The sequence below is a fragment of the Cystobacter fuscus genome, assembly GCF_044360685.1.
GTDB lineage: Bacteria > Myxococcota > Myxococcia > Myxococcales > Myxococcaceae > Cystobacter > Cystobacter fuscus_C.
In genome coordinates, this window is record NZ_CP043491.1 from 11,356,623 (window position 1) to 11,382,893 (window position 26,271).

Genomic DNA, 26,271 nt, shown 5'->3' on the forward strand with positions numbered 1-26,271 from the left:
CCGCGCGTCACTGCCCTGGGAGCCGGAACACACGTACGTAGTCCACCTCCATGGCCGCGGGAATCGTCGCGGCCAGGTTGCCATCGCTGTAGCCGGTCGCCGTCTCAAGGCCCGTGTACCCATACGTGGAGTAGCGAGGGAAACCACCGCCGAAGGCCAGGTTGAGATGAATCGAGTGCTCGTAGGCGAAGACAGTCGAGAGCGGGCTCGTGGGCGGGTTGTTCGGGAAGATGCTGGTCAAGCTCCGATCGAACACCTTGGAGCCATCCGGGCGGTAGCGATAGAGATTCCCGTCGGCATCCAGGTAGCGCATGGGCTTTCCATCGACGTACCAGGTGATTCGCTCGGGCTGCCAGAGGAAGCCGTAGCGCACGAACCGCGTGCTGGTCTCACCGTCCACGAAGTTGCTCGGAGTCAGCTGAGGGCCGAAGTTGCTCGAGCCCTGGTAGGAGTCTCCCGTCCGCACGTTGTACATCGCGGCGGACGAGGTGTTGCATGACGCTCGACCGGTGCACGCGTAGTGGAAGGTCCCATGTGTCAGGTCGGGGCGCGCGCCGAGCAGCTCGGTGACGTCGAACTCACCGTAGGCGGGCCAGGTCCCCGGTGTGGAGCCATCGCCGGGTCCGACCAGCCAGAAAGCCCCCCAGTAGGGGTTTCCCTTGGGCATCTTGATGCGCGCCTCGGTGTACCCATACCGGAACTTGAACTTCAGCGGTCCGCCCTGGTTGCGGGTCGTGAGGAAGCCGGACGTGAAGTAGTAGGTCCGGGTCCCCGTATCGGGGTTGGCCGCGCCGCAGGTCACCGTCTCGCGGCGCGCGGTGATCTTCAGGGTGCCACCCCCGACGCTCACGTTGCGAGCGAAGTAGCACTGATCTTCGTTGTTGCCGCTGCCGTAGTTGGAGTTCTCGAACGTGTTCCACTTGGACGAGTCCACCGTGCTGTTTTCAAACTCATCACCCCACACCAGGCTGTAGCCGGGGGGCGCATCAGCCGAGCCGAGCACCGGCGGCTCTCCATCGGCCATCAGGAGCGAAGCGCCGCCGGGGTGGGCCTCGGTCTCGGGCCGTGGAGACCCACCACAACCTCCGCTCGTGACGAGACACAGGGCCGCCGCCATCCAGGGGCTCAAGCTCCAACCGCCACGAAGAAGTCGCGAGTGATGCATACCGGGCCTCCCAAGGCAAAGCACTCCCTTACAACCGACGCTCCAGCATGTAAATCATTTTATACTTGTTTTGCTTGAATTCATCGTTATAGTCCAGCGGAGGGCTCGCATCCGAGTAGAGTCGAGCGCCATGAAAGCCCTGCACCGCAAAGAGCTCTACGGCTGGTCCGTCTTCGACGAGGCGCGCAACCTGGACTTCCACAGCGTCCTGTGGGTGCGCCCCGAGGGCAACGTGGTCATCGATCCGCTCCCGCTGTCCACGCACGATGCCGCGCACCTGCGCTCGCTCGGAGGCGTGGCCTGGGTGGTGGTGACCAACTCGGACCATGTCCGCACCACCCGCGAGCTGGTCTCCGCCTTCGGCGCGAAAGTGGCCGGCCCCCGCGCCGAGGCGGAGAGCTTTCCTCTCCGATGCGACCAGTGGCTCTCCACGGGCGAGGAGCTCGTTCCCGGGCTGGTGGCGGTGGAGCTGCACGGCTCCAAGACGCCCGGCGAGCTGGCCCTGCTCCTCGAGGACACGACGCTGGTGACGGGGGACCTGATTCGTGGCCACGTGGGCGGACGGCTCAACCTCCTGCCGGAGGCGAAGCTGAAGGACCCCGTCCAGGCCCGCGCTTCGGTGCGCGAGCTGCTCGCACGAGGGCCGCGCATCGACGCGGTGCTGGTGGGCGATGGTTGGCCGGTGTTCCGCGGCGGGCGCGCGGCCCTGGAGGAACTCTCGCCACCCGGTGCCACGGCCGTGCCATGAACAGCTCAAGGTAGGGGCCGGATTCCTCCTTCATCAGGACCCTGCCCCGAAGCCGTTCCCAATTGAACTTCAATTCTTCTGCGTGCTTGTTGAACTCTTCCCTTGGGTTCATCGGTTGCACCTCCACTTCCGTTCCACTTGATGGAGAAGGCACTGCACGTGGCCAGGGAAGCGGGACTGTTCCTGCTTCGCAAGCATGGCTCCGTGCTCCCGTTCGGGCTGCCCCTCGACCCGACGGGCGACCATCCAAGAACCTATTTTCCCCGGGACCACCCGCCCCGCGCCTCCTGGGACGAGCTGCTCGACGCCCCCCCTCGCGCATCTCGAGCGCCGCATTGGCGCGGGCAGCATCGGAACCGGGCGGAGCCGGAGCTTCGGCGAACCCCAGACAGCGGAGGGGTTGCTCGTCGGACCGCTCCTGGCGGGAGAAGTGTCAGACAACTCGTAGGCGTTCTTGCCCCGCTTCACCCCTTCCCCCTGCGCGCTTCACCCCTTCCCCCTCCTCGCACCCATCCCGGTTTCCCCCTCGAACAAGCCCTTACCAGTTGGCCCCTCACTGGATTGTCTTGTTCGCAGTTTCTAGATCTGAAGTGCAGCCAATTTCGGCTGCGTCCTCGGAAAGAAGGAGCAGGATCATGAACGAGAACGAGATGGACCCGAAGAAGCTAGACCCGAACAAGGAGACCATCCAGAGCCTTTCGGATGAGGCCCTGAAACAAGTCGTCGGCGGCTCTTGGGGGGGTGGACGAGGTGGCCGGGGTGGACGAGGTGGCCGGGTGGACGAGGTGGCCGGGTGGACGAGGTGGCCGGGGTGGCCGCGGAGGGTATTTTTACGACGACTAGCGACAGGGCCGCTCGCCTGCCGGGACAGTGACCGCCTGCGTGGAGAGGCGCAGTGCGGCCCACACGGCCGGCGGCGAAGGTGTCAGGCGGCGAAGGTGTCAGGCAATTCGTAGAGGACGCCGGGAGCGCGGGCGCGTGACCCACCGAGGTGCCGCTCGGGTCTCGCACAGGCGAGAGACCGCGAGGCCCGGCCCGGAGCCACTCACGTGCTCCTGGTAGGCCTGGGCCATCTTCGCCTGGAAGCGCTGGGCATAGCCATCACAGAAGTTCTTGTAGAGCGTGCCGGTGGCCCCTTCGGCCAGCACCGCGCAGCCTTCGCCACACGAGGTGGCATAGCGGCACTTGCGGCACACGGGTTGGACACCACGTTGCGCCCCCGCCACGCATGCAGGTGCCACACGCACCTTCCGGGCTCCTCGAGGTGCGCGGCAGTGTCTCCCCCGAGCCGTCCCAGGTGGCGCTGAGCGGTATCGGCACCGCCATTCCGGACGCGGGAGTGCCGGACGCGGGAGCGCCGGACGCGGGAAGCGGACCCGTCGTGGACCCCCCGACCGGGTGTGGATGCCAGAGCGATCTCCCGACTGGTGGGGCGACGCTCTTCGGGTGGTTGCTGCTCTCGCTGGCTGGTTTCGCACGGTCGCGCTCCCGCTCGATGCGCTGACGGGCCCGACGGGAGCGGACCACGGGCACCTACGAGTCGTCTGACACCTTCCGGGCGCGGACCACCCTCCAGGCGGCGGCCTTGCCCTGCGTTGGCTTGCACGTCGAGCGCGACGCCATCGACCCAGACACGTGGCCGCCGTCCTCCGCGGGCATGGGACTTCCTTAGCTTGGTCGCCAGAGCAATGCCGCTCGCCGCGTCAGGATCTCTTCAGATTCGAGGGAGATCTCCATCCCCCTCATCCGAGCCAATCTCAATAGCGCACTGCTGTCCGTTTGAAGCGTCAACCGCACGGGCAGCGTGCTTCGCAGCATCAGTCCGCTCTCGACCGCATGGCGCAAGGCAGCGAACCGTCTACTCGACAGAGCGTGGAGCGAAGCATGAACGAGCTCGGCGTCTTTGTTCGCGATCCCCCGCACACCGTTCCACACATCATCCCTCGGATGAACAAGACCCCATTCGATCCACTCGGCCCACGAATCTTCTAGTTCGTCGGCCGCGCGTTCGAACTCTCGGCCGTACAAGAGGCAAAGATGCCGGGCAAGAATCATTGTCGCGGCGGAGAGTTCGATCCCTGGAGGTTCGCGATCGAGGAAGCGCAAGCGGAACTCGGCCACTGCTGCATTGTCGTTGGCTACGATCGCTTCCAGCAGGCCACCCAGCAAGAGATCGCAGAGAACCATGAGGTATTCGCCGGCTTGTGGGCGATCACTGCCGGACCAGAGAGCCGCTGGCGCATCGGAGCGAATGAGCGCGAGCCACGCGTGGAAGTGGCTCGCGAGAAGCTGTTGCACCTCGGCGAGATCGCGCTCCTCCATGAGGAACATCGCTCGGGCCTGCGATTCAAGCCGCTGCAGCTCCGCCACTGGATCACTGGGCGCCCAGGGTTCACGGCCGAGCTGCTCGAGTTCCTGCGCTGCGAGTGCTCGAAGTCGAGATTCAAGCGCCAGAGTCATGAAGTCCACCGGCTCCCTTCACACTATTACTGAGCATTGATGCGCGCATACACCCAGTCAGCGCCCAATGCGCCTGCCGCTCCGAGCACCAATTCTTGCTTAATCTATGACCGTGTTTTCATGTATTGGCAGGCGCCTCGGGAGCTTTAACTTGTTGCCATGGCTGGGCGAGTGTTTGCCCAATGCGGAATGGAGGGAGTGTGACAACCGGAGCGCCAAGCTGCGCACATGAGTTCTGAACAAAGGTTCGGAGATACGGCCAAACATGGATCATTCCGTTTGTTTGTGCAAACAGTTGAAGATCATCATCCGAAAATTCAGAACCTTGAACGATTGAGTACATCGCGATCGCGTGATAGCGCATACGCGCCGCGATGACGGGTGGATCTCCCTTGGTACGCAACTTGACGTCGAAACGAAAGATGGCAGCAAACTCTGATTGAGCAGACGACGGGTTCCTTGAGAGCTGGACTACCACGTCCATTTCTGGAGTGATTTCTACTCCGTTTTCAGAAGGAGGCTGTACGAACTCAGCCTCCAAGTGAGTCGGTCTTAGTTCTTGAAGGACGAAAATATTCGCCATTCTCGCTAGGGTTTCGCGCTGGACTTGATTCATGCCGCAGCCTCCAAGAAAGATGCTGGAATGGGAGCGTACTCGAGCTTTGAATCGAGAGTCAGGTGGGTGGTTTGCGCCGGCGCCTCGTTCGTATTGGGAACCGAAAGGAACAGCTGCAAATGCGTATGGCTAGTCCAAGACCATGAGTGCTCGGATAGTTCGACGTGTACTTGGCTACAAGCTGAAGTCTTGACCTCTGCTGGAGCAACGCAGCGCCATGCATTGCGCAACTCTTCGACTCGCTCGGGGGCTTCCGCGAGCAGAATGAGCGCGGCCGTAAGTATTGGGCTCACATCCTTACCGGTCTTAATCTTTGATAAATAGCCAGCAGAGAGTCCAAGCAGGGGTTCCAAATCCCACTGGCGCAGCTTTGCCGCCTTCAATTTCCGGAGTGCAGAATTGGCCCTCTTAGAGAGTTCACGCCGGTACGCCTCTGCGAGTGCGGCATCGAGTGTGTGGGTCGATTCCTCGTCGAGCCACTCTGCGCCACAAGCTTCACACGTCGGAATCTCCAGGGTCGCGGGGAGTTCAAGATCCGGAATGTTCTTGAACGCAGCACGACGGCCCGGTTTTGCCACCGGCTTGACCTGCCCTCGCCCGCACTGTGCACACTTGAAGTTTTTCATGGGATCCTCCTACCAGCAAGGTTTGAGCAGTCCGCCATTGCGCTCAAGTTCCTTCTCAAGGCGGTGAAACGAGACGCAGAAGACCAAGCGACCATCCTCTTCTTCCCGGATCATGAGTTTCGCGTACCAAGTTCTTCGATGCCTGAGTCCCATGGACTTGGCGAGAGGACTGGAGACCGTGAGCCCGTAGACGTCGTACTCAAAACCATCTGGCAGTACATCTTTGTGCGCAAAATCGTCCCCTGTGAGTTCCAGCAACCCGCGCCGGATGAGTTCACGGGCTTTTGAGTAATCGCCGACGACCGGAATGACCGTCTCCTCACAACGCTTCCGCTCAAAATGGAAGTTGCCTGCCCGCACAAGTTCCTGCACGTGCTCAAGAGGGTAGAGCGGTTTGGTGGGACGTTGGCTCACAGCCCACAAGCTAACTTGGACTCAGTCCAAATTCAAGTCTGACGGGAACAGTAAGGATCTAGTAAATTCAATGGGTTATAAATGATGGTGGTAGATAACTCCCTTCCCTACTCCCCAGGGCGACAAGCGAGGAACTGCTCCGAGCGAAGCTGCCAAGGTGATGACGGGAAGAAACTACAGCCACACTGTAACGACTCATCCACAACCAGGGAGGTTTCGTCGAATTTGTGACGCACCGCCACATGGCTCCAATGGACAACGAATCGTACGCTGGCTCGTCGGATAGCCGGGGGGGAGTACGAATGCCCTGCTTCGCTCAAGGTACTTGCACTGTTACAAGGGTTTCTCACGATCTCTCGTGTGTGAGCGTTGCTGCCTGCGGGGGACAAAGAGCGCGTTGACTGGGCCTCTGGGCTAGCCAGGGCTGAAACGCTTGGCCTGCGAATAGTGACTGGCTGCCTGCCGGGTAGGCAACGTGTATGAGGCTGACAAGGAGAGCGATATCGTCTTCTGGATTCAAGCCAGAGGCCCTGCTCCGCGAGGAGGCGGTCCTGGCCGGTGAGGACGAGCACCACGGCGACGACCAAGCGCAGCAGTGCCATAACACCAGCGGAAATGAACAGGGGCCAGAGCAAGGTTGGCCCAAGCGCATCCCGCCATCCCTGTGCTGTTCGTACGCGCGCCCTAGGGTTTCAGCAACCACCCGGGTGCCAATGATGTTGGTGAGAATCCCGCTCGCCCTGAGTTCGAACTTCACCACAACCCTGGTCCGAACCACTCCGAACACGGTGACGATGAGCGAGTTGCGCATCCGAGTCCTGTCACCCAGCCGCTTCCAGTTGATGTTGGAGAAGCTCCCCCACCTGGGTGAAGTAGAGGAGGATGTCCAGCAAGTGCACTTATCAGGACGGATAACGTCGGCAACCCTTGGGCAGAGGGGGCGCGCAGGCCTCGCATACATTGCGCACGCCGACCTGCTCGGGACGCAGCACTCACACGGTACGATAGCGCACAAAACAATCCGATTACCAGGCGCTCGCCGACCTCATCTCGCTGTGGCGTCCATGAGACCACGCGTCCTCCACGAAGCGGCTCGTTCTCGAGCTCGGATTCCGGAAGGCCCAGTGCTGGGCCGGCCCGAGCTTCGGGAATGCCATCGCAGAGGACCATGAGGTACTTGCCTACCTGTAGACGATCACTGCCGGACCAGAGAGCCGTCGGTACATAGGAGCGAATGAGCGCGGGCCACGCTCGGAGATGGCTCGCGGGAAGCTGTTGCATCTCGGCGAGATCGTGCTCCTCCATGAGGCACAGCGATTGAGCCTGCGATTCCAACTGCTGTCGCTCCCCACTAGATATCAAGAGCCCAAGGTTCATGACCGAGTTGCTTGAGTTCCTGCGCTGCGGGAGCCCGAAGTCGAGATTCAAGGCGCCAAAGTCATGAGATCCGCTGGCTCCCTGTACACTGTTATTGAGCATTGATGCGCGCATACACCCAATCAGCAGGCATCAGCGAGTCCGCGACGAAAGAAGCTAAGCTCTCAAACAGCCAAAGAGAGCCGATGCCCTCATTCGGGGTGATTCTCCCGTGATTGCGTGGCGGCGCACTGTTCAGGATGCGCGACGTGCTGGCCGTAGAGGTCGTGCCGAAGTACCGCACCGCTCGAAGCCGGACACTCCAGGAGCGGACCCCACCTCGGCCCCCCGTGGAGCCGGTGAGGGTGTTTACAGCCGGGCCCACCTGAAGTAGGGGGCGGACATGCCCATCCTCGCCCTCGTCCGACACGGACAGTCCCTGTGGAACCATGAGAACCGCTTCACCGGCTTCGTGGACGTGCCCCTGACCGAAAAGGGCCGCGCCGAGGCCCGGCAGGCCGCCCAGTCCCTCCAGGGCCTCGGAATCAAGTTCGACGTCGCCTACACCTCCGCCCTCACCCGCGCCCAGGAGACGCTCGCCATCATCCTCGAGTCGCTCGGCCAGCGCGTCCCCGTCATCCGCGACGCCGCCCTCAACGAGCGCCACTACGGCGACCTCCAGGGCCTCAACAAGGAAGACGCCGCCAAGCGCTGGGGCGACGATCAGATCAAGATCTGGCGCCGCTCCTACGACGTGCCGCCCCCCAATGGCGAGTCCCTCGAGATGACCGCCAAGCGCGTGCTCCCCTTCTATGATCGCGGCATCAGCGGCGACCTCCGCCTGGGCAAGAACGTGCTCGTCGTCGCCCACGGCAACTCCAACCGCTCGCTCGTGATGAAGCTCGACAAGCTCTCCGGTGAGCAGGTCATCGGCCTGGAGCTCGCCACCGGCGTGCCGCTCGTCTACGAGATGTCCAAGGAGTGCGAGGTCATCAAGAAGCACGCCTGAGTCCCCAGGCGCCGGGGGCCCCGCGAGGGCCCCCCTCCGTCCGGCTCAGCCCAGCAGCGCCACCAGCCCCATGAGTCCGATGACGAGGAAGTAGAGCGACTCGCCGGCGATGAGGCCTCCGCCCACCAGCGACGTCGTGCTCATGTCCTCGGGCAGCACCTCGCCCTCGCCTGGAGAGCCGGCCGCTGCGGGCGGCGCGCGCCGCGACAGCGTGTTCCACAGCGACGACAGGCTGCCACCCACGCCGAACCACAACGCCACCGGCAGGTTGACGAAAGCGCCCAGCGACGAGGCGTAGGGGCTGGACAGCACCACCGCATCCATCACCCACCCCACCGCGAAGCCCGCGCGCGAGCCCTGGACGAAGCGCTGGTAGCGCCCGTCGCGCTTGAGCAGCTTGCGCGCCACCTCGATGAGCAGGCCCAACGCGAGGCCGAAGAGCAGCGCCTTCACCGAGTAGTCCGACAGCGTGCCCAGGCCGCGGATGGCGCCCACGAGCTTGTATGTCATCGCCGAGCCCCATTGCCCCACGGGCTGCGTCGGGTCATCGAGCTGGTTGATGGCGAGCACCGGATAGGCGCTCATGAACACGCGCGCCAGCCCCACGCACAGCACCGCGCCCATCACGATGCCCACCACCTGGTAGCGGAACTGGAGGGTGCGGTCCGTGCCCAGGCGCCAGCCCGTGGAGCGGTCCTGCTGCATGTCACTGCCCACCGAGGTGCAGATGAGCAGGATGCTCGCGGACATCAGGCCCACCAGCGGATCCTTCAACCCCAAGAGCGACATGAGCAGCACCGACACCACGAAGGCGCTGGAGATGGGGTTCTGGTCCGTCATGCCGTAGGCGATGCCGTTGATGAGCACGAAGAGCAGCGACAGCGCCATGCCGAAGAGGATGAAGCCCAGGGGCTGGCCGAGCAGCCGCGTGGCCACCAGCACCAGCGCCACGCCCCAGAAGACGACCCACGCGATGAGCCGGGGCAGATTCACCTGCTTCCACGCGGGCACCGCGTCCGCCGGCAGCCGCGCCCGGTCGCGCACCCGCGCCACCGCCTGCACCGCCAGCAGGGACAGGTCCACCAGCGCCGCGCCGCAGATCATCGCCAGGCCCACGAGGAAGCCAATCTTGCGGAAGGGCTCGTCCGGCTTGAGCCAGCCGTGCTCGCGCAGCCACGGCGTCGCGGCCAGGCCCAGCAGGCCCCCCACCGCGGCGGGCACCGTGTTGCGGCTGCCCACCACCAGGCCCGCGCCCACCGTGGACGCACTCAGCCCGATCGCACCCAGCCTGGCCACGTGCTCGGTGAGCCAGGCCACCCACGCGCCCAGACCCGCGCCTCCGCCCAGCTTGGCGATGGAGCGCTTCAACAGCCGCTTGTCGGTAAGCGCCCGCAGGATGTTGGCCACCGCGTGGCCCGACGGGTATTCCAGCTGCAGCCGGTCCACGAGCAGCGGCGTGTAGATCATCCCCACGCCCACGCCGAACATGCCCACGCACCCCATGAAGAGCATCAGGTGCCAGGCCGGCGGCTGCGGCATGCCCAGCCACACCATGGCCTGGATGAGCACCGCCATGGCGCACATGGAGGCCACCGACGCCGCCATGGTCTGGATGTAGTTGGCGCCGTGTTTGCCCTCGGGGCCATAGCCGTAGGTGACGGCGCTGCCGAGGATGCCCGCCAGCACCTGCCCGCCCACGAAGACGCCCAGGCTGAAGTTCATGTACGAGGCGGCGATCCCCCCCAACGGCCCCAGCACGAAGATGGCCACCGTGCTGAGCAGCAGGTGGAACTTCCACGAGCCCGGAGGGGGAAGCCACCCGTAGCGCGGGCGCTGAAGGGACGGCGGCGCTTGGGGAATACCAGTGGGAGAGGACTCGAAGGGCGGGAGGACGGGCCGGGCCATGGGGGTCCCGAGGCTAGCCTACTGGCAGATCCCCGGACAGTCGCTCGTCTGGCCCGGCTCGCACGCGTCGAGGGGATCGTCCACGCACTGCTTCGACGTGGGACAGCCACCATAGGCAAAACCCCCACAGCACAGCACGGCGCCCGCGGGCACCTCGCACGAGGACGCGTAGCTCTGGCAGTTGCCTCCCGCCGCCGGGCGCGCGAACGCCCTTCTCCCCTCCGTACACACGGGCTCCTCGTCGACGGGACGGTCTCCACATCCCCCCAGCACGGACCCCCACGCCAACAGACACGGCCACACGAGTCTTTTCATGCCCGGCATTCCAACAACACCTTCAGATGCGGGAGAAGGACCAACCCACCGCATGTCCGTTCTCATACGGCATCACCCCGTGGAACGCCCGCGGATCCTCGTCGAACACCAGCGGCAGGAAGTGCCGATCCCCATCCCACAAGGGCAGGCCGAAGATGTCCTTCACCGGCACCCATGACAGCTCTCCCTCCACGTTGCGCTCGGCCGGCGTCCCCTCGAAGCGGTCGATGCGGAAGACGAACCCCAGCCAGTCCTCTCCCTTGGGACCAAAGCCCGGCCAGTTGATGGTGCCGCGCAGCGTGAGCTGCGTGCACTCGATGCCCGCCTCCTCGCGGATCTCCCGCCGCATGCACGCGACGACGTCCTCGTCCGCCTGCATCTTCCCCCCCAGGCCGTTGTACTTGCCCAGGTGCGCGTCGTCCGGGCGCGCGTTGCGGTGGACGAGCAACACCTTCGTGCCGTCTGGAGACATCACGTAGCCAAGCGTTCCAATGATGGGCGTGTAGCGCATGCCCAACCTCTTATCGCCTGGGAGCCCCGTCGCAAGTCATCGGCGGGTAGGCCCCGCGCGGGGAACTCCGCACGCCTCGTGAAGCACCCTTCAGTCCCGGTAGCCGCGGGCCTGGAGGTTGAACAGGTGCGCGTAGCGGCCACCGCGCGCCATCAGCTCCGCGTGGCTGCCCAGCTCCTCCACCTGCCCGCCGTGGAGCACGGCGATCCGGTCCGCCATGCGCACCGTGGAGAAGCGGTGCGAGATGACGAGCGCGATGCGGTCCGCCGCCAGTTGCTGGAAGCGCTCGAAGAGGGCGTGCTCGGACTCCGCGTCGATGCTCGCCGTGGGCTCGTCGAGGATGAGCACCTCGGCGTCCTCGCGCATGAAGGCGCGCGCCACGCCCAGCTTCTGCCACTGCCCTCCGCTCAGCTCGAGCCCCTTCTCGAACCAGCCGCCCAGCATCGTGTCGTACTGGCTCGGCAGCGACTCGATGACGGTGCTCGCCCCGCCCTGCTCCGCCGCCCGGACGATGCGCGGCCGGTCCTCCAGCGCCTCCACGTCACCCAGGCCGATGTTCTCCGCCACGTTGAACTGGTAGCGCACGAAGTCCTGGAACACCGCGCCGAAGCGCGAGCGCAAGTCCTTTGGATCCATGTCCTTGAGGTTGACGCCCCCGTAGAAGATGTCCCCCTCGGTGGGCTCGTACAGCCGCAGGAGCAGCTTCACGAGCGTGCTCTTGCCCGCGCCGTTCTCCCCCACCAGCGCCAGCTTCTCGCCGGGCTCCAGCCGCAGCGTCAGGTGGCGCAGCGCCCAGGCCTCCTTGCCCGGGTAGCGGAACGACACGTCGCGCAGCTCGATGGCGTTGTGGTGCCCCCGGGGCGGAGAGCGGGCCGGCAGCGCCCGGGGCGCCTCCTGGCCGGTGGAGATGTCGAAGTAGGCGAAGAGGTTGCTCATGAAGAGCGCGCCCTCGTACATGCTGCCCACGCTCGACAGGATGCCCTGGAACGCCCCCTGGCCCTGCCGGAACACCCCCAGGTAGAGCACCATGTCACCCACGGTGATGGTGCCCAGCGACGCCCGGCTCGCCACGAAGGCGTAGCAGCCATAGAAGGCCCCCAGGGACACGAGCCCCAGGCCCAGTCCCCACCCCATGCGCCGCAGCGCCAGGGCGCGGTCCTCCTGGAAGAACTTCTGGAACAGCGTGCGGTAGCGGCCGAGCACCAGCGGCCCCAGCCCGAACACCTTCACCTCCTTCACGTGGCTGTCGCGCGTGAGGATCCACTCCAGGTAGTTGAGCTTGCGGCCCTCGGGCGCGCGCCACGAGTAGAGCCGGAAGCCCTCCTCCGCCAGCCGCGCCTCGGCGATGAACGCCGGGATGCTCGCCACCACCAGCACCGCCACGCTCCAGGGCGACAGCGACACGAGCAGCACCGCGTACGTGGACAGCGTCACGAGGTTGCGCACGATGGAGAACACGTCCATCACCAGCCCCAGCGGCCGGCTGTTGGCCTCGCGCCGGGCGTTCTGCATCTTGTCGTAGGTGTCCGAGTCCTCGAAGTGGCGCAGCTCCAGCTCCATCGCCTTGTGGAGGATGCGCTCGTTGATGAGGTTGCTGAGGTTGGCCCGCCCCAGCTCGCGCACCAGCGACAGGGAGCGCTCCACCACCGTCGAGCCCACCATCAGCCCGAACTCCAGCGCCACCAGGTGCAGCACCCCTTCGCGCGCCACCACCCCGTCCACGATGAGCTTGCCCACCCAGGCGATCGCCGCCGGCATCACCGCGGCCAGGAGCGTGAGCGCCCCGAGCGCCACCGCGATCCGGGGACTGGCCTCCCAGAACAGACGGAAGGTGCCGGGCAGTTGCCGGAAAAGGCTGCCCGCGTTCTTCAGCCGGGCCTTCAGCGAGGGAGCAGGGGAAGTCGGACGCGACGGAGGAGGCACGCTCCCTCTCTAACGCGTCCCTCCGTCATTCGCCGCAGGCCCGCCTGCTCCCCGAACGGACTTGGACAATCCGCCCGCCACGTTCCGGGGCTATGATGGCGCGGCCCCTCTCCTCCTCTGGAGCCGTCCCGATGAAGCGCTTCGTCATCGTCTTCGACAACGAGCCCGCGGATTCCGCCCCCTGGATCGCCAGTGCTTGTGCCTCGTCCCGGCTCACCTTCGTGGACAACGAGGCCATCATCAACGAGCTGGCCCAGAACAAGGACGCCCGGCCCCTGCTCACCGGCAACACCAAGGAGAACCCCCAGCTCGCCCCCTTCTACAAGGCCGCGCTCGACAAGGTCGCCGGGGACAACCAGCGCGTGGGGCTCTACAGCACCAGTTGGCTGCTCTACCTCGGCCAGGCCGATGCCTGCGTGCTCGACTTCGCGGGGCTGGAGGAGCAGCGCATGCTGGCGCTCGCCACGGGCATGGCCCAGAAGATCGGCGACGACTACGTCGCCAAGTACAGCGCCCTGCTCCAGGACAAGGCGCGCAAGGTGCTCCCCCCCGAGCGCATCCTCGTGCTGCCCGCCAAGGAGAAGGCCGCGCGCAAGGCGGAACTCGCCGCCGCCTTCATCCAGAAGCTCGGCTAAGTAGGTCGCCAGAAGTTCCGAGACAAATTCCGGCCGCATGCACAGCTTCTGGAGCATGCGACCGGCAAGGAGCCCTGCCGAACTGGGGCTGACAGCATACGACAGGCGGAAGCTGGAGCGGGCGTTGCGGCAGGCGCGCGACGCCCGCTACTTCCGTCGTCTTCTGGCCATCAAGCTCATCGCCGAGGGCAAGGGCCCGGGTGAGGTCGCGCACCTGGCAGCCCTGAGTCGACCAGCGGTCTACTTCTGGCTTGAGCGCTACCTTGCAGCACGCACTCCATCAGCGCTGTTGGATGCCCCGCGCTCAGGCCGGCCCAGAAAAGCCCCGCGCCTCACCAGCAGGCGCCTGCGTCGAGTAGTGCGCAGCAGTCCAGAGAGGGCTGGCTGGGCGAGCCATGGCTGGACGGTGCCGCTGCTCCGCTCGCACTTGCAGAGGCAGGGCTTCGAGGTATCCCCCGCACGCTGCGTCGCCGACTGCACGAGGCGGGGCTGGCGTGGAAGCGACCCCGGTATGTGTACGTGACGGCGGCGCCCCATCCAGGGCAGAAAAAGGGGGCCTTGTCCGCCGTTTGAAGCGCCTCAAACGCCAGTTCCCCCGTGCGGTGCTGCTCGTCATGGACAGCACGGTGCTGCGCTGGTTTCCACCGCTGCGCGCCGTATGGGCTCCTGTCGGTCAGCAGGCAGTGGTGCCCATTACAGGTGAAAATGCCAAGCGCACGCTCTGGGGCGCCATCAACCCGCGCACCGGCAGGCGTGTCGTCATGGCCACCAGGCGCAGCCGGCAGGAGGACTTCATGGCCTTTCTGCGCACGCTGCGCGCCGCCTACCCCGGCCGCCCGCTGCTCTTGGTGCTCGACAGGGCCAGCTGCCACACCGCCCAGAAGTCCCAGCAGCTGGCCTGCCGCCTCGGTATCCATCTGCTCCTGCTGCCCAAGCAGCACTCGGAGCTCAACTGCATGGACCACTTGTGGCGTCCACTCAAGCAGCTCGTATCGGCCAATCGCCAGTACCCTACCGTGGAGCAGCACGTCGACGCCGCCATCCAATGGGTACTGGGCCTCTCTGCCCAGGAAGCCCTCCGCAAGGCGGGCTGCCTCGCCGAAGGCTTCTGGCTGCGCGATTTGTTAGAGAACTTCTGGCGACCTACTTAGTCGCCTTCCATGGGAGCGCCGGGGACCCCCGGCGAGTGGAGACAGCGCCACGCGCCGGAGGTCCTCGTTCGCGTCACCTCATGGCTGGGCGGACGCCCCCCCGTTGATGACGAACTGCGACCCCGGCTGCTTGACGATGTCGCCGTCGGCCGAGCCGGTGATGGTGACGTTCGTCAGCGTCGTGCTGCCGAGAGCGCCGCTCATGGCCAGGATGCCGGCACCGTTGCGCGAGTTGCTGATCCGCACGTTGCTGATCACGACGTTCGGCATGTTGCCACCACCGTTCTTGAACTGGATGCCGTCGTAGGTCGAGTCGTCGATGTCGGTGTCCCGGATGGTGACGCCGACGATCTCCCGGGTCGACGGGAACAGGGTGATCGCCCCGAACTCCTGGTCCTCGTTCCAGAACGCGCCACCGGTCCGATAGAGCCCGTTGTTGGCGATCAGCGTCGTCCCCGAGAAGGGCAGCGGGTCGTGGTCGGTCGCCAGCATGATGCCGGGGTAGTTCATCGTGTCGTAGACGAGGTTGTTCTCGATCGTGTTGCCATAGCCGCCGTAGATCGCAATGCCATTGGCCCGCCAGGGCAGTTGGACCGTGTTGTTGATGAAGTGGTTGTCGTGGGCGATGTCCACCGCGCGGTCCTTGACGTAGGGGTTGGCCCAGACCGCCAGGGAGTCGTCACCCGTGGTGCGGAACGACGAGTTGAACACCTGCGAGTTGCGCGTGCCGTTGCTGAAGTTGATGCCGTCCGCATAGGTGTCGCGGATGCGCATGCCACTGAATTGCAGACCGTCCGCCGGACCCCACAGCTCGGGAATGTTGTCGTAGTCACGGCCCACCCAGACCGCCACGTTGGCGTGCTCGATCCACACGTTGGTGATCTTCGTGTTCTTGCCGAACCGGCCGTTCAGGGCGACACCTCCCTCGGCGTTGCCATCGCCTCCACGGATCCGGCCGGAGCCGAAGATCGCGATGTCGGAGATCTGCACGTTGTCGTCGATGTCGAAGCCGAAGTTGCCCTCGTGGGGGTGGTTGATGCTCCCCGTCTGGTTCTGCGGCTCAATGGTGGTGTAGAGCTGCGAGTGCCACATGCCCGCGCCGCGGATCGTGACGTTGCGGATGCCCACCTGGTTGTACATCCCGCGGTTGAGCGGATCGTCCGTGAGGATCTTCTTCTCCTGCCGCCACTGCCCCGCGGGAATCCACACGCAGCTGATGACGCCGTTCTGATCGTCCGTCACCGCCCGCTGGAGGGCTTCCGTGTCATCGAGCCCATCGTTCGGCACCGCGCCGTAGTTCGTGATCGAGGTGCACTCGGCGGGCTTGCTCGCCGGAGGAGCCACCTGCTCGAGGTCGATCAGGTCGATGATGTAGAACGACGCCGTGTCCGTCGCGTCGCGCTGCAGGCGGAACGTGGTGCCGGCCGGATAGGACTGCGCGAGCAGCGCGTGCGACTCGTCGAACAGCCGCCGGGCGTCGGCCTGGGGCGTGTTGGTCAGCGCCTCCGGGCCGTCGGTGTTCCCATACAGCCAGCTATGCCGCGACGAGAGCGTCAGCTTCTGCACGAAGGTGCCATTGGCGTACAGGCTGATCGTGGCCTCCTGGCCGCCTCCGTTCGGCGCGTCGGGAATGGAGTTGCGCACGACGATCGCGTTGGCCGCGTTCGTCGAGGTGAACTCGACGTAGTGGCCGGTGCTGCTCAGGCGCACGGACTTACGGCCCGAGGACTCGGTGGCGAAGTTGGTGTGCCCGAAGGTGCGCAGCGGGTCCGTCTCCAGCAGGGTGCCCTGGTAGCGGCCAGCCTCGGCCTCGTAGGAGACCCACGGGACCGCCGCCCCACGCCCGACCACGATCGACTGTGAGGCCGTGTTGTTGTTCTCGTTGGTCTCGGCGACGACGCCAGTCGCGTCGGCCGTGGCCGTGACGGTGGCGCCCCCACTCGTGGCGGTCCAGCTCCCGCTGGTCGTCACGGTGACGGTCGCTCCGGCGGCGATGGCCGGCGTGGTGGCATCGAGCGCGCCGCCGCCCACCGCGACTCGTGTGACCGTGGCCACCCCGACCGCCGTGGTCCCCCGGTTCTTCACCGCCACACTGAACCTGACTGGTGCCCCAACGGCCGGGTTCGCCGGGTTCGGGCTGATGCTCAGCACCTGCAGGTCGGGCCCGGGAGCCTCCGACACCGTGAGCCGGGTCGGGTTGCTGAACGCGTTGTTGCTCTCGTTCTGCTCGACGACAGTGCCCTCCGGATCGACGACCGCGCCAATCGTGTAGGACCCGGCGGTCTTCTTCCCGATCGACGCCGACACGGTCGTGGACGCACCGGCCGCGAGACTGGCGACGGAGGCCGTGGCGCCCACGGTGCCATCGACGGTGAGATTGACGGACGTCGCCGCCGACGGCCGGGTGCCGGCGTTCTTCACCGTGGCCGTCAGCGTGATCGTGTCGGACTCGATTGGCGAGGCCGGCGTCGCGGTGACTCCGGTGACCGTGAGGTCGGGGTTGGCCGAGGGGGTGCCGTAGACCTGGAGCTCGGAGACCTGGGCGTTGCCGGACCCGGTGTTGCTCGTGAAGACGACCCGGACGTCGGCGGCGGTGCCAGTGAACGGCACGGTGACCGTGTTGCCGGTCGCCGGGTTGAACGTGTACGCCGAGGAGGCCTTGAGCGAGGTCCACGACCCGCTGGCCTGAACGCGGCCCTGGAGCTCGAAGGTCTGGGTGCGGGTCGACCAGGCAGCGGACGGAGGCAGCTTGATGACGACGCCCGAGAGGTCGACGCTCGTGCCGAGCGAGACCGTCAGGTGGCTCGGGTACTGGCCGCCCGCGCCCTCCCAGTAGGTGTCGGCGCTGCCGTCGTTGGCGTTGGTGGCCACGTACTGCCACTCCGTCGAGGAGCCCACGATGGGCTTGCCGAGGGCGAGGTTCGTGCCGGTGGGAGGATTCGGCGGCGGGTCGGTCGGAGTGCTCGCGGTGCCGCGGACCTCGAACTCGGAGAGCTGGCCCGCGTTCCAGCCGGTGTTGGCGGTGAGGGTGACGCGCACGTAGCGCGCGGACGTGTCCGGGACATCGATCGTCACGGTGTTGCCCATGGACGGGCTGAACGGATAGGACGCGCTCGCCTTGAGGGTGGTGAACGAGGCGCCATCGGTGGAGGACTGGATGGACAGGGTCTCGTTACGAGCACCCCAGTCGGCCGGGAGCCGCAGGACGACGTCCTCGACGGTCGCGGCCGAGCCCAGGTCGACCTGGGCCCACTGGGGAAAGGCACCGTTGGCCGATTCCCAGTAGGAGCTCGGGTTGCCATCGGTGAGGTTGTTCGCCGTGTAGGGGGCGTTGCTGCTGCTGGCGGAGGCGGGCTTGCCCGCGGAGAGCACGGCCGGAGCCAGGGACGCGCTCCGCTCGGCGACCGCCGTGCCCAACGACACGACACCTTGCCCGTCAGGCGAACCGCCCTCTGGAGTGCACGCGCTCGTGAGGAACAGAATCGAGCCCGTGGCACGAAGCACCAGTCTTGAACGTTTGAAATTGCTCATGAATCCAACCTTGATGAGAAATGATGGGCGAAATCCGCCACCTCGCCTTTAGAGGCGATCGCGCCTGGCGTCGGGTTACCAGAATTGAATTTTTCCTTTCACTCGCTTTTTTTCGGCCCGAGTGGAAAGCAGAACCGGAACGCTCCGGGAACATCGACAGGGAATGATGGGGGCGGGTGAACTCGAAACTTGTTTTACCTGTTATCCGTGATAATGGACTCTAATGTTCCATAAGTCAATCACCGGAAGCATGGCGATTGGCTTTGGACGCTCAACTCCAAAGGAGAGACCATGTCCAAAGTGCTGCACGGTGTCGGCGCCCTCGCGGCGCTCTTCGTGTCCGTGCCGTCGGTCGCAGCGGCGGCCATCTGTAACAAGTATTGCGATGGCCGAGACCCGGCGCTGTCGCCGACGGATCGCCAACCGGTCACCGCCACCATCTACTCGCGGACCGTCGTCCTGCACTTCGACGATGACGACGCGATGGCGTGGGCGTCCATCGAGAACGGCAACCCGGGTGACGAGGTCTGGCTCGATCGCTCCTTCGATGGGGGACGCTCCTGGGCCTCGGGCAGCAAGCTCGGGACCACGACGACTCCCCAGGGGTTCCGTGGCTGGCGCACCTCGATGTTCAACGTGGACGACTGGGGCGCCCGTGGCGTGGGGGCGATGCGCGCCTGCGGCAAGGCCGGCGACCGGCCCGAGATCGCCTGTACCCCCTGGGCCCGCACCAGGTGGAATGCCTGGGACCGGCGCACCGCCGCGGCGACCGCCCTGATGCAGTTCTATGACAACAACACCGGCCTCTTCAGCACCACGGGTTGGTGGAACTCGGCCAACGCACTGACGTCGATCATCGACAACATCCGGGTGTCCGGCATGCAGAGCTACAGCTATGCCATCGCCAACACCTACGACCGCAACCGCTTCGCCCAGGGCGGCAACTTCACCAACGACTACATCGACGACACCGGCTGGTGGGGACTCGCGTGGATCGCCGCGTATGACCTGACCCATGACCCCCGGTATCTGGACACCGCCCGGGCCGACGCCGATTACATGGCGCGTTATTGGGACAACCTGTGCGGCGGCGGTGTCTGGTGGAGCACGGCCAAGACGTACAAGAACGCGATCGCCAACAGCCTCTACCTGCAACTCACCGCCGCGCTGCACAACCGCATTCCGGGTGACACCGTCTATCTGCAGCGGGCCCGCGCGGAGTGGTCCTGGTTCCAGAGCACCGGAATGATCAACTCGTCGAACCTGGTGAATGACGGCGTCAACCTGAGCACCTGCCGGAACAACGGGGATGTCACCTGGTCATACAACCAGGGAGTCCTGATCGGCGCGCTCGTCGAGCTGTACCGCGCCACCGGTGACAGTGCGCTGTTGACCCGCGCACGCCAGATCGCGGACGCGTCGACCACGAGCACGGCGCTCAACTCGAACGGAATCCTCCGGGAGCCGTGTGAGAATGGCGGCTGCGGCGGCGACGGCCCCTCGTTCAAGGGAGCGTATGTCCGTGGATTGGGCGCACTGAACTCGCTGCTGTCCGATCACCCCTACACCGCCTATCTGCGCCGTCAGGCGGACTCCGCCTACGCGAAGGATCGCAACAGCCTGGACGCGTATGGCCTGCATTGGGCCGGGGGCCTGGACTCCACGGACGCGGCCCGTCAGCACAGCGTCGTCGATCTGCTGAACGCGACGCCCTGAGCCCACGACGCGGCACACGCAAAGCCGAGGCGGGAAGCCGCTGAGTCGTCAGCGGCTTCCGGCCGGGTGCCGGCGTCCCGGGAGCGCGTCAGGCGCCGACGAGGCCTCGTTGGAACTCGTTGATGTCGCCAATCAAGTCCGACGCTCCCTTGACGACCCGGGCCGTGCCGAGAATGGCCTGGAGCGGACCCGTGATGCTGTTGAGTCCGGGGAACACGCCCGCCACGTCCAGGCCGAGCTGACCCGCCGCCAGCGCGATGTTGAGCGCGTCCTTGGGCTCGGCCTTGATGGCGTCCACCAGGTCCTTGGCGCTGCCAATGGCGCTCACCCCGTTGACGATGTTGCCGAGCAGCGGCACCGACCGGAGGCCCGCCTTGGCGCCGAACTTCGCGGCCTCCGTGGCGATGCGCTCCTTGAGCTCCTCGGGCAGCGCGTCCACGAAGCGGCCGAACATGCGCGTGAGGTTCTCGATGCCCTGGCTCCCGAAGGGCAGCTCCTGGCCCGCGATCTTGAAGTGCTCGCCCTGGCCGAGCAGCGCCGTGCCCGTCTGGGCGATCTCGCTGAGCGCCCCGCCGATGTCGCCGCGTCCGAGCTTCTCGGCCGCCTCGAAGATGTTGGTCACCGCGCCCGAGTCCACCATGGCCGCGTTGAGCTCGTGGTCCTCGAACAGCCGGCCGATGCTGCCCGGAATCTTGGATAGCGAGTTGAGGAACGCCTTGGCCGCCTCGGGAGCCGTCTCGGCGATGGTCTTGCCCGTGGTGGCGATGCCGGAGAGGAAGCCGCTCACGTCGCCGCGCTGGAGCGCGCCGAACGCATCCCCCAGCGCCTTGCCCACCTGCTCGTTGCCCAGCAGGCTCGCCGCCGCGGCGAGCGTGTCTCCCGCCCACTCCGGCACGTGGAGCTTGTCCGCCAGCGCGCCCACCATGCGTCCGCGCAGGTCCGGGGGGATGTCCCCCAGCGCCTTGCCCAGCGAGCGCAGGGCCTCGCCCGGCTTGCCCTGGGCGAACTGGGCTCCCGCCTCCATCACGTCGAAGGCCGTGCCGCCCAGCGCCGCCACGTCCGCGCCGCTCTGGATGCCGAACGGCTTGAGCTTCTCCATGAAGCCCGCGTTCTGGGCCAGCGCGTGGGCCGCCGCGTCCCGCACCGTTGCGTTGCCGAGGATCTCCCGGGCCCCCTGCACCAGGTCGCCCGACATCATCTTGTTGAAGGAGGCGTGCAGCTCGGGGTTGGTGACGAGCTGGTGGACCAGCTCCTTGTCGGTGAGCAGCGAGCGCGCGATGCCCGAGAAGGCGTTGTCCGGCAGCTTCGCGGCCGTCGTGGTGATGGCCTTCTCGACGATGGACGGGGGAATCTTCCCCGCCGCGTTGCGCAGGTTCGTGATCGCGGCCTGGAAGTCTCCCTGGCCCAGCGCCTGACCCGCCTTGAGTAGATCCGGCAGCCCCTTGCCCGCCTGGATCAGCTCGGACGGGGTGATGCCCAGGGCGGTGATGTTGTTGCGCAGTCCCTCGGGCAGCTTGCTCACGAGCCGCTCGCCCAGCTTGTTCAGCAGGTCCGGCGCCGCCTCGGCCGCCTTGCTCAGCGCGTCGATGCCCTCGTTGATCTTCCCATCGGCGAACGACCGCGCCGCGTCGAACAGGTGCGGCGCCGCCGCCCCCGCCTCGACCAGATCCTTGGGCTCCAGGCCCGCCTTCGCGAGCATGCCCTGGACCCCTGGATCCTTGCCGATGGCCGAGAGCGCCGCGTCGCGAGCGGCATCGTTGCCCAGCAGGCCGCGCAGACCCTCCATGCGCGTCTGCTCATTGAAGAGCTTGCCCACCTGCGCGTGCAGATCGCGGTTGGTCACCACCTGGCGAAGGAAGGCATCGTCCGTCAGCAGTGACTTCGCCGCGCCGAGCTGCGCGGGCAACTGCTGCGCCAGCCCCTTCATCGCCTGGGTGGTCAGGTCCGGCGCCGAGATGGCCGCCTCACGCAAGCCATTGAAGGCCTTGCCCCAATCGCCCTTGGAAGCCGCGTCCGCCGCCTCGTACAGGTGCGGCAGCGCCGGACCCGCCGAGCGCAGCTGCTGCTCGGTGATGCCCAGCTTCTGGAACTGTGCCTTCACGCTCTGGGGCAGGGCATTGACGACCTTCTCGCCAATCTTCGCCGCCAGCCCGGGCGCCGCCTGCACCGCCGCCTGCACCGACTCCAGCCCGCCCTTCACGTCCCCTGCTGGATCTTCTCGAACGCCTCCAGCAGCTTGGGCGCCGCCGCTCCGGCGTCCACCAGGTCCTGCGGCGTCAGGCCGATGCGCTCCAACTGGCCCTTCACCGCCGGGTCATTGCCGATGGCCGAGAGCGTGGCGTTGCGAGCGGCGTCGTTGTTCAGCAGGCCGCGCAGACCCTCCATGCGCGTCTGCTCATTGAAGAGCTTGCCCACCTGCGCGTGCAGATCGCGGTTGGTCAACGCCTGCCGCAGGAACCCGTCGTTGGTCAGCAGCGACTTCACCGCGCCGAGCTGCGGCGGCAATTGCTGCGCCAGCCCCTTCATCGCCTGGGTGGTCAGGTCCGGCGCCGAGATGGCCGCCTCACGCAAGCCATTGAAGGCCTTGCCCCAATCGCCCTTGGACGCCGCGTCCGCCGCCTCGTACAGGTGCGGCAACGCCGGACCCGCCGAGCGCAACTGCTGCTCGGTGATGCCCAGCTTCTGGAACTGCGCCTTCACGCTCTGGGGCAGGGCATTGACGACCTTCTCGCCAATCTTGGCCGCCAACCCGGGTGCCGCCTGCACCGCCGCCTGCACCGACTCCAGCCCGCCCTTCACGTCCCCCTGCTGGATCTTCTCGAACGCCTCCAGCAGCTTGGGCGCCGCCGCTCCGGCCTCCACCAGGTCCTGCGGCGTCAGGCCAATGCGCTCCAACTGGCCCTTCACCGCCGGGTCATTGCCGATGGCCGAGAGCGTGGCGTTGCGAGCGGCGTCGTTGTTCAACAGGCCGCGCAGGCCCTCCATGCGCGTCTGCTCATTGAAGAGCTTGCCCACCTGCGCGTGCAGATCGCGGTTGGTCACCACCTGGCGCAGGAAGGCGTCGTCCGTCAGCAGCGACTTCACCGCGCCGAGCTGCGCGGGCAACTGCTGCGCCAGCCCCTTCATCGCCTGGGTGGTCAGGTCTGGCGCCGAGATGGCCGCCTCACGCAAGCCATTGAAGGCCTTGCCCCAGTCGCCCTTGGAAGCCGCGTCCGCCGCCTCGTACAGGTGCGGCAGCGCCGGACCCGCCGAGCGCAGCTGCTGCTCGGTGATGCCCAGCTTCTGGAACTGCGCCTTCACGCTCTGGGGCAGTGCATTGACGACCTTCTCGCCAATCTTCGCCGCCAGCCCGGGCGCCGCCTGCACCGCCGCCTGCACCGACTCCAGCCCGCCCTTCACGTCCCCCTGCTGGATCTTCTCGAACGCCTCCAGCAACTTGGGCGCCGCCGCTCCGGCATCCACCAGGTCCTGAGGCGTCAGGCCGATGCGCTCCAACTGGCCCTTCACCGCCGGATCATTACCCACCGCGCCCAGCACCGCGTCACGCGCCGAGTTGTTGGAGAGCAGCTCGCGCAGGGCCCCCGTGTCCTTCGGGTCGCGCATGAGCTTGCCGAACGAGTCGTGCAGCCCCGCGTTGGTGATGAGCTCACGGGCCACCCGGTCATCCGTCAGCAGCGACCGGCCCAGCCCGGGCGGAAGGTTCTGCGCCAACCCCTTGAGCGCCTTCGTGGCCACCTCGGGCGCGGCGAACGCCGCGTCGCGCAGGTGCCCCAACGCCTGCTCGGGGTGTCCTTGCACCACGGACTCCGCCGCCTTTTGCAGGTGCGGCAGCGCCGGGCCCGCCTTCTGCACGTCCTCCGCCGTCAGGCCCAGCTTCTCCAGCACCTTGCGGTCCGCGGCCGCCGGCGCCTGCGTCGGCGCCAGCGCCGGGGTGGACCCCAACCGCTGCTGCTGCTGGGCGGGCGTCATGCCCCGCTCGAAACCATCCCGCCCCTTGGGCTGCTGCGGCTTCACCTGGTTGCGCGGCGGCACGGCCGGAGCCGTCGCGGGCCGGGCCGGGCCCTGGGCCGGCTTCGCCTCGGTGGACCGGGTGGAGGCTTGGGGCTTGGAACCACCGGCCTTGTCGATCGCCATGATGCAACCTCGCGAACTGATAGGAGCGCACACCGGTCAGGCCGGCGGCGGGATGTATCCAAAATACCGAGATGGGAGATTATCGAATCTTGAGAGCCAGGAGTTGCGCCGGGAGGATCAGCGCTTGCCGCCCGCGGCGATGCCCTGGTTCACCTGCTCCAAGGCCTTCTGGGTGAGCTCGAGTGCCTTGGCCTTGTGGCCGCCCTTGTCATCGGGCGCGGCGTTGAGCGCGGCCAGCGCATAACGCAGGTGGACGAGGGCCTCGTCCAGCTTGGGCTGCCCCTCGGCGAGGGCGTGCTGGGTGAAGCCTCCGAGGAAAAAAGCGACGAGGGCGGCGAGGACGGTGCGGCGCATGGAAACCTCCTGAGGGTGGGACAGCGGACGACGGGTTGTAGGAACTTCAGTGTTCCAGACAGGCCATCCCACTCGGACGCAGATTCACGCGCACGGGCCAACGGCGGACGGGACCTTTGAGACGTCCACGGCCGAACACGCCGGTTCCACGTCCCCCGAGGGACTCGGCAAACCCTTTGCAGAGGAGCGCATCACACTGAAGGAGCGTGCCATGCGCGGAGTCATCACTGGACGAGAGGTGCTCGACAACCTCGGCATCATCTACCGGGAGTTCGGAGCAGCCTGTGTCATGCGATGTCTCTGGGTCCTCGTCCGGGGTCGCAGTACCACCTTCCTCGAGGTGGCGTGCCAACCCGGCCTCAAGCAGACCCGCTACTCCTAGGACTCGTCGTCCGGCTTGGCGGGAGACGAGGGATGCGCCGGGTTCTTCTGGACGTAGGAGACCTGGGGACCCGACCCTCCGCGCCCCGGATGCGGCGGCCCGCCGCGCTCGGGCCGATCGCCCCGACGGTCCATCGGACGCCCCCGCGGGCCCGGTGGCTGCGAGGAGCGCGGACCCGAAAGCCCCGCCTGACGCTGCGCATCTCCGTTGCCACGTTCGCCGTTGCCACGTGGAGGGCGATCGCCTCGGGGAGGACGCTGCTCCCGGAAGGGCTGCCCCTCGCGCGGTGGCCGCGGCTCCCGGGGACCCTGTTGCTGCTGGAAGGGCTGCCCCTCGCGCGGTGGCCGCGGCTCCCGGGGACCCTGTTGCTGCTGGAAGGGCTGCCCCTCGCGCGGCGGCCGTGATTCCCGAGGCCCCTGCTGCTGCCCCTGCTGCTCCCGAGGCCCCTGGTCGCGCCAGGGCCGGGGACCATCCGCGTCCCGGCGCGGCGGGCGATCTCCCGGGGGACGAGGACCCCGGCCGTCCTGCGAGCGCGGACCTCCCGAGAAGCGCCGCTCGCGCGAGGGCTCGCCCTGGAAGCGCCCGGTGGGCTCGAAGTCCGGCGTCAGCTCGCGCTTGACGTAGGCCCGCCAGATCTCCGCCGCGTCTCCCGCGCGCGCGCGCAGGCTCGGGTCCACCGCCTCGAAGTAGCGGCGCAGGTTCTCGATGTCGCGCCTGAAGAAGTGCTCGGCCTGGCTGTTGGCCGCCGCGCCCACCACCTGCGGAAAGTCGATGATGGTGGCGCCGCGGTTGCCCAGCAGGATGTTGAACGCGGACAGGTCGCCGTGGATCAAATCACAGCACAGCATCCGGATGGCCTGGTTGCGCAGGTCGAAGTAGAGCGCCGAGGCCTCCTCGGGCGTGAGCTGCGCCTCCTCCAGCCGCGGCGCCGGGTGGCCCTCCAGATCCAGCACCAGTTCCATGAGGAGCACGCCCTCGTAGAACATCACCGGCCGGGGCACGCACACGCCCGCCGCGTGCAGCTTGAAGAGCGCCTCCACCTCGGCGGTCTTCCACGCCTCCTCCGCCGCCGCCACGCCGAAGCGGCTGCCCTTGGCGATGGCGCGCGCGGTGCGGCTGTTGCGCACCTGGCGCCCCTCGCGGTAGCCCGAATTGTTGCGGAAGTTGCGGTGCTCGCGCTCCTTGTAGATCTTGGCGGCCACCACCTCGCCGCCGTGACGCACAAGGTACACGTCCGCCTCCTTGCCACTCTTGAGGCGGCCCACCACTTCGTCAATCACACCATCGGTCAGCAGGACTTGGAGCGCTTCGTTCATTCGT

General features: G+C 66.6%; 23 protein-coding genes. 8 read left to right on the forward strand and 15 right to left on the reverse strand.

Going from position 1 to position 26,271, the window contains the following annotated elements; all coding sequences use genetic code 11:
- Positions 1-7: 7 nt before the first annotated feature.
- On the reverse strand, positions 8-1,129 hold the full coding sequence (locus tag F0U63_RS46445) for a family 16 glycosylhydrolase (RefSeq protein WP_395841520.1): 1,122 nt from the start codon (positions 1,127-1,129) through the stop codon (positions 8-10).
- Between the two features lie 166 nt (positions 1,130-1,295).
- Here F0U63_RS46445 and F0U63_RS46450 point away from each other — a divergent pair, with 166 nt between their 5' ends.
- A complete protein-coding gene (locus F0U63_RS46450) occupies positions 1,296-1,913 on the forward strand; it encodes an MBL fold metallo-hydrolase (protein ID WP_395841522.1) in 618 nt (205 codons plus the stop codon).
- Between the two features lie 941 nt (positions 1,914-2,854).
- Here the strand turns inward: F0U63_RS46450 and F0U63_RS46455 are convergent.
- The 5 genes from F0U63_RS46455 to F0U63_RS46475 all read right to left on the reverse strand — a co-directional run bounded on the left by F0U63_RS46455 (position 2,855) and on the right by F0U63_RS46475 (position 6,029).
- The gene (locus tag F0U63_RS46455; RefSeq protein ID WP_395841524.1) at positions 2,855-3,160 is read right to left on the reverse strand and encodes a hypothetical protein; all 306 of its coding nucleotides are present in this window, start codon (positions 3,158-3,160) and stop codon (positions 2,855-2,857) included.
- Positions 3,161-3,581: 421 nt separating this feature from the next.
- A complete protein-coding gene (locus F0U63_RS46460; RefSeq protein ID WP_395841526.1) occupies positions 3,582-4,373 on the reverse strand; it encodes a hypothetical protein in 792 nt (263 codons plus the stop codon).
- 118 nt (positions 4,374-4,491) lie between these two features.
- Positions 4,492-4,989, reverse strand: coding sequence for a hypothetical protein (locus F0U63_RS46465; RefSeq protein WP_395841528.1), 498 nt, complete (start codon positions 4,987-4,989; stop codon positions 4,492-4,494).
- Positions 4,986-5,615, reverse strand: coding sequence for a hypothetical protein (locus F0U63_RS46470; protein ID WP_395841530.1), 630 nt, complete (start codon positions 5,613-5,615; stop codon positions 4,986-4,988). Before F0U63_RS46470 ends, F0U63_RS46465 begins: the two co-directional genes overlap by 4 nt.
- Before the next feature lie 9 nt (positions 5,616-5,624).
- Positions 5,625-6,029, reverse strand: a complete 405-nt coding sequence (locus F0U63_RS46475) for a hypothetical protein (RefSeq protein WP_395841532.1) — start codon at positions 6,027-6,029, stop codon at positions 5,625-5,627.
- A 1,592-nt stretch (positions 6,030-7,621) separates the two neighbouring features.
- Here F0U63_RS46475 and F0U63_RS46480 point away from each other — a divergent pair.
- Both F0U63_RS46480 and F0U63_RS46485 read left to right on the forward strand, forming a co-directional pair.
- Positions 7,622-7,774 carry a DUF2379 family protein gene (locus F0U63_RS46480; RefSeq protein WP_395841534.1) on the forward strand — a complete coding sequence of 51 codons (153 nt, stop codon included), beginning with the start codon at positions 7,622-7,624 and terminating at the stop codon, positions 7,772-7,774.
- Positions 7,775-7,788: 14 nt separating this feature from the next.
- On the forward strand, positions 7,789-8,394 hold the full coding sequence (locus F0U63_RS46485; protein ID WP_395841536.1) for a 2,3-diphosphoglycerate-dependent phosphoglycerate mutase: 606 nt from the start codon (positions 7,789-7,791) through the stop codon (positions 8,392-8,394).
- Between the two features lie 45 nt (positions 8,395-8,439).
- Here the strand turns inward: F0U63_RS46485 and F0U63_RS46490 are convergent, their stop codons facing one another.
- From F0U63_RS46490 to F0U63_RS46505, 4 genes are all read right to left on the reverse strand, one after another.
- Positions 8,440-10,299 (reverse strand): OPT/YSL family transporter, encoded by a 1,860-nt coding sequence (locus F0U63_RS46490; protein ID WP_395841538.1) that lies wholly within the window; start codon positions 10,297-10,299, stop codon positions 8,440-8,442.
- An 18-nt stretch (positions 10,300-10,317) separates the two neighbouring features.
- Positions 10,318-10,614, reverse strand: coding sequence for a hypothetical protein (locus F0U63_RS46495; protein WP_395841540.1), 297 nt, complete (start codon positions 10,612-10,614; stop codon positions 10,318-10,320).
- Between the two features lie 22 nt (positions 10,615-10,636).
- Positions 10,637-11,125: an NUDIX hydrolase gene (locus F0U63_RS46500; protein WP_395841542.1), complete on the reverse strand. Its 489-nt coding sequence runs from the start codon at positions 11,123-11,125 to the stop codon at positions 10,637-10,639.
- A gap of 90 nt (positions 11,126-11,215) precedes the next feature.
- Positions 11,216-13,048, reverse strand: a complete 1,833-nt coding sequence (locus F0U63_RS46505) for an ABC transporter ATP-binding protein (RefSeq protein WP_395841544.1) — start codon at positions 13,046-13,048, stop codon at positions 11,216-11,218.
- Between the two features lie 131 nt (positions 13,049-13,179).
- On the opposite strand from F0U63_RS46505, the gene F0U63_RS46510 reads away from it, so the two are divergent.
- From F0U63_RS46510 to F0U63_RS46520, 3 genes are read left to right on the forward strand one after another with little or no spacing between them, the layout of a single operon-like run.
- Positions 13,180-13,683 (forward strand): hypothetical protein, encoded by a 504-nt coding sequence (locus tag F0U63_RS46510; protein ID WP_395841546.1) that lies wholly within the window; start codon positions 13,180-13,182, stop codon positions 13,681-13,683.
- 55 nt (positions 13,684-13,738) lie between these two features.
- Positions 13,739-14,206, forward strand: a complete 468-nt coding sequence (locus F0U63_RS46515; protein WP_395848531.1) for a helix-turn-helix domain-containing protein — start codon at positions 13,739-13,741, stop codon at positions 14,204-14,206.
- A gap of 46 nt (positions 14,207-14,252) precedes the next feature.
- Positions 14,253-14,834 carry a transposase gene (locus tag F0U63_RS46520; RefSeq protein WP_395841548.1) on the forward strand — a complete coding sequence of 194 codons (582 nt, stop codon included), beginning with the start codon at positions 14,253-14,255 and terminating at the stop codon, positions 14,832-14,834.
- A gap of 78 nt (positions 14,835-14,912) precedes the next feature.
- On the opposite strand, the gene F0U63_RS46525 is transcribed toward F0U63_RS46520, so the two are convergent.
- Entirely contained in the window at positions 14,913-18,365 is a 3,453-nt protein-coding gene (locus F0U63_RS46525; RefSeq protein ID WP_395841550.1) for a CARDB domain-containing protein, read from the reverse strand.
- A gap of 291 nt (positions 18,366-18,656) precedes the next feature.
- Here F0U63_RS46525 and F0U63_RS46530 point away from each other — a divergent pair, with 291 nt between their 5' ends.
- Entirely contained in the window at positions 18,657-20,081 is a 1,425-nt protein-coding gene (locus tag F0U63_RS46530; protein WP_395841552.1) for a glycoside hydrolase family 76 protein, read from the forward strand.
- An 88-nt stretch (positions 20,082-20,169) separates the two neighbouring features.
- On the opposite strand, the gene F0U63_RS46535 is transcribed toward F0U63_RS46530, so the two are convergent.
- The 3 genes from F0U63_RS46535 to F0U63_RS46545 all read right to left on the reverse strand — a co-directional run bounded on the left by F0U63_RS46535 (position 20,170) and on the right by F0U63_RS46545 (position 24,569).
- A complete protein-coding gene (locus tag F0U63_RS46535; RefSeq protein WP_395841554.1) occupies positions 20,170-22,281 on the reverse strand; it encodes a hypothetical protein in 2,112 nt (703 codons plus the stop codon).
- A complete protein-coding gene (locus tag F0U63_RS46540) occupies positions 22,278-24,215 on the reverse strand; it encodes a hypothetical protein (RefSeq protein WP_395841556.1) in 1,938 nt (645 codons plus the stop codon). Before F0U63_RS46540 ends, F0U63_RS46535 begins: the two co-directional genes overlap by 4 nt.
- A gap of 117 nt (positions 24,216-24,332) precedes the next feature.
- On the reverse strand, positions 24,333-24,569 hold the full coding sequence (locus F0U63_RS46545) for a hypothetical protein (protein ID WP_002628781.1): 237 nt from the start codon (positions 24,567-24,569) through the stop codon (positions 24,333-24,335).
- 211 nt (positions 24,570-24,780) lie between these two features.
- On the opposite strand from F0U63_RS46545, the gene F0U63_RS46550 reads away from it, so the two are divergent.
- A complete protein-coding gene (locus F0U63_RS46550; protein WP_395841558.1) occupies positions 24,781-24,951 on the forward strand; it encodes a hypothetical protein in 171 nt (56 codons plus the stop codon).
- Here F0U63_RS46550 and F0U63_RS46555 read toward each other — a convergent pair.
- Positions 24,948-26,267: an RIO1 family regulatory kinase/ATPase gene (locus F0U63_RS46555; RefSeq protein ID WP_395841560.1), complete on the reverse strand. Its 1,320-nt coding sequence runs from the start codon at positions 26,265-26,267 to the stop codon at positions 24,948-24,950. The two genes, F0U63_RS46550 and F0U63_RS46555, sit on opposite strands and share 4 nt — an antisense overlap.
- Positions 26,268-26,271 lie beyond the last annotated feature (4 nt).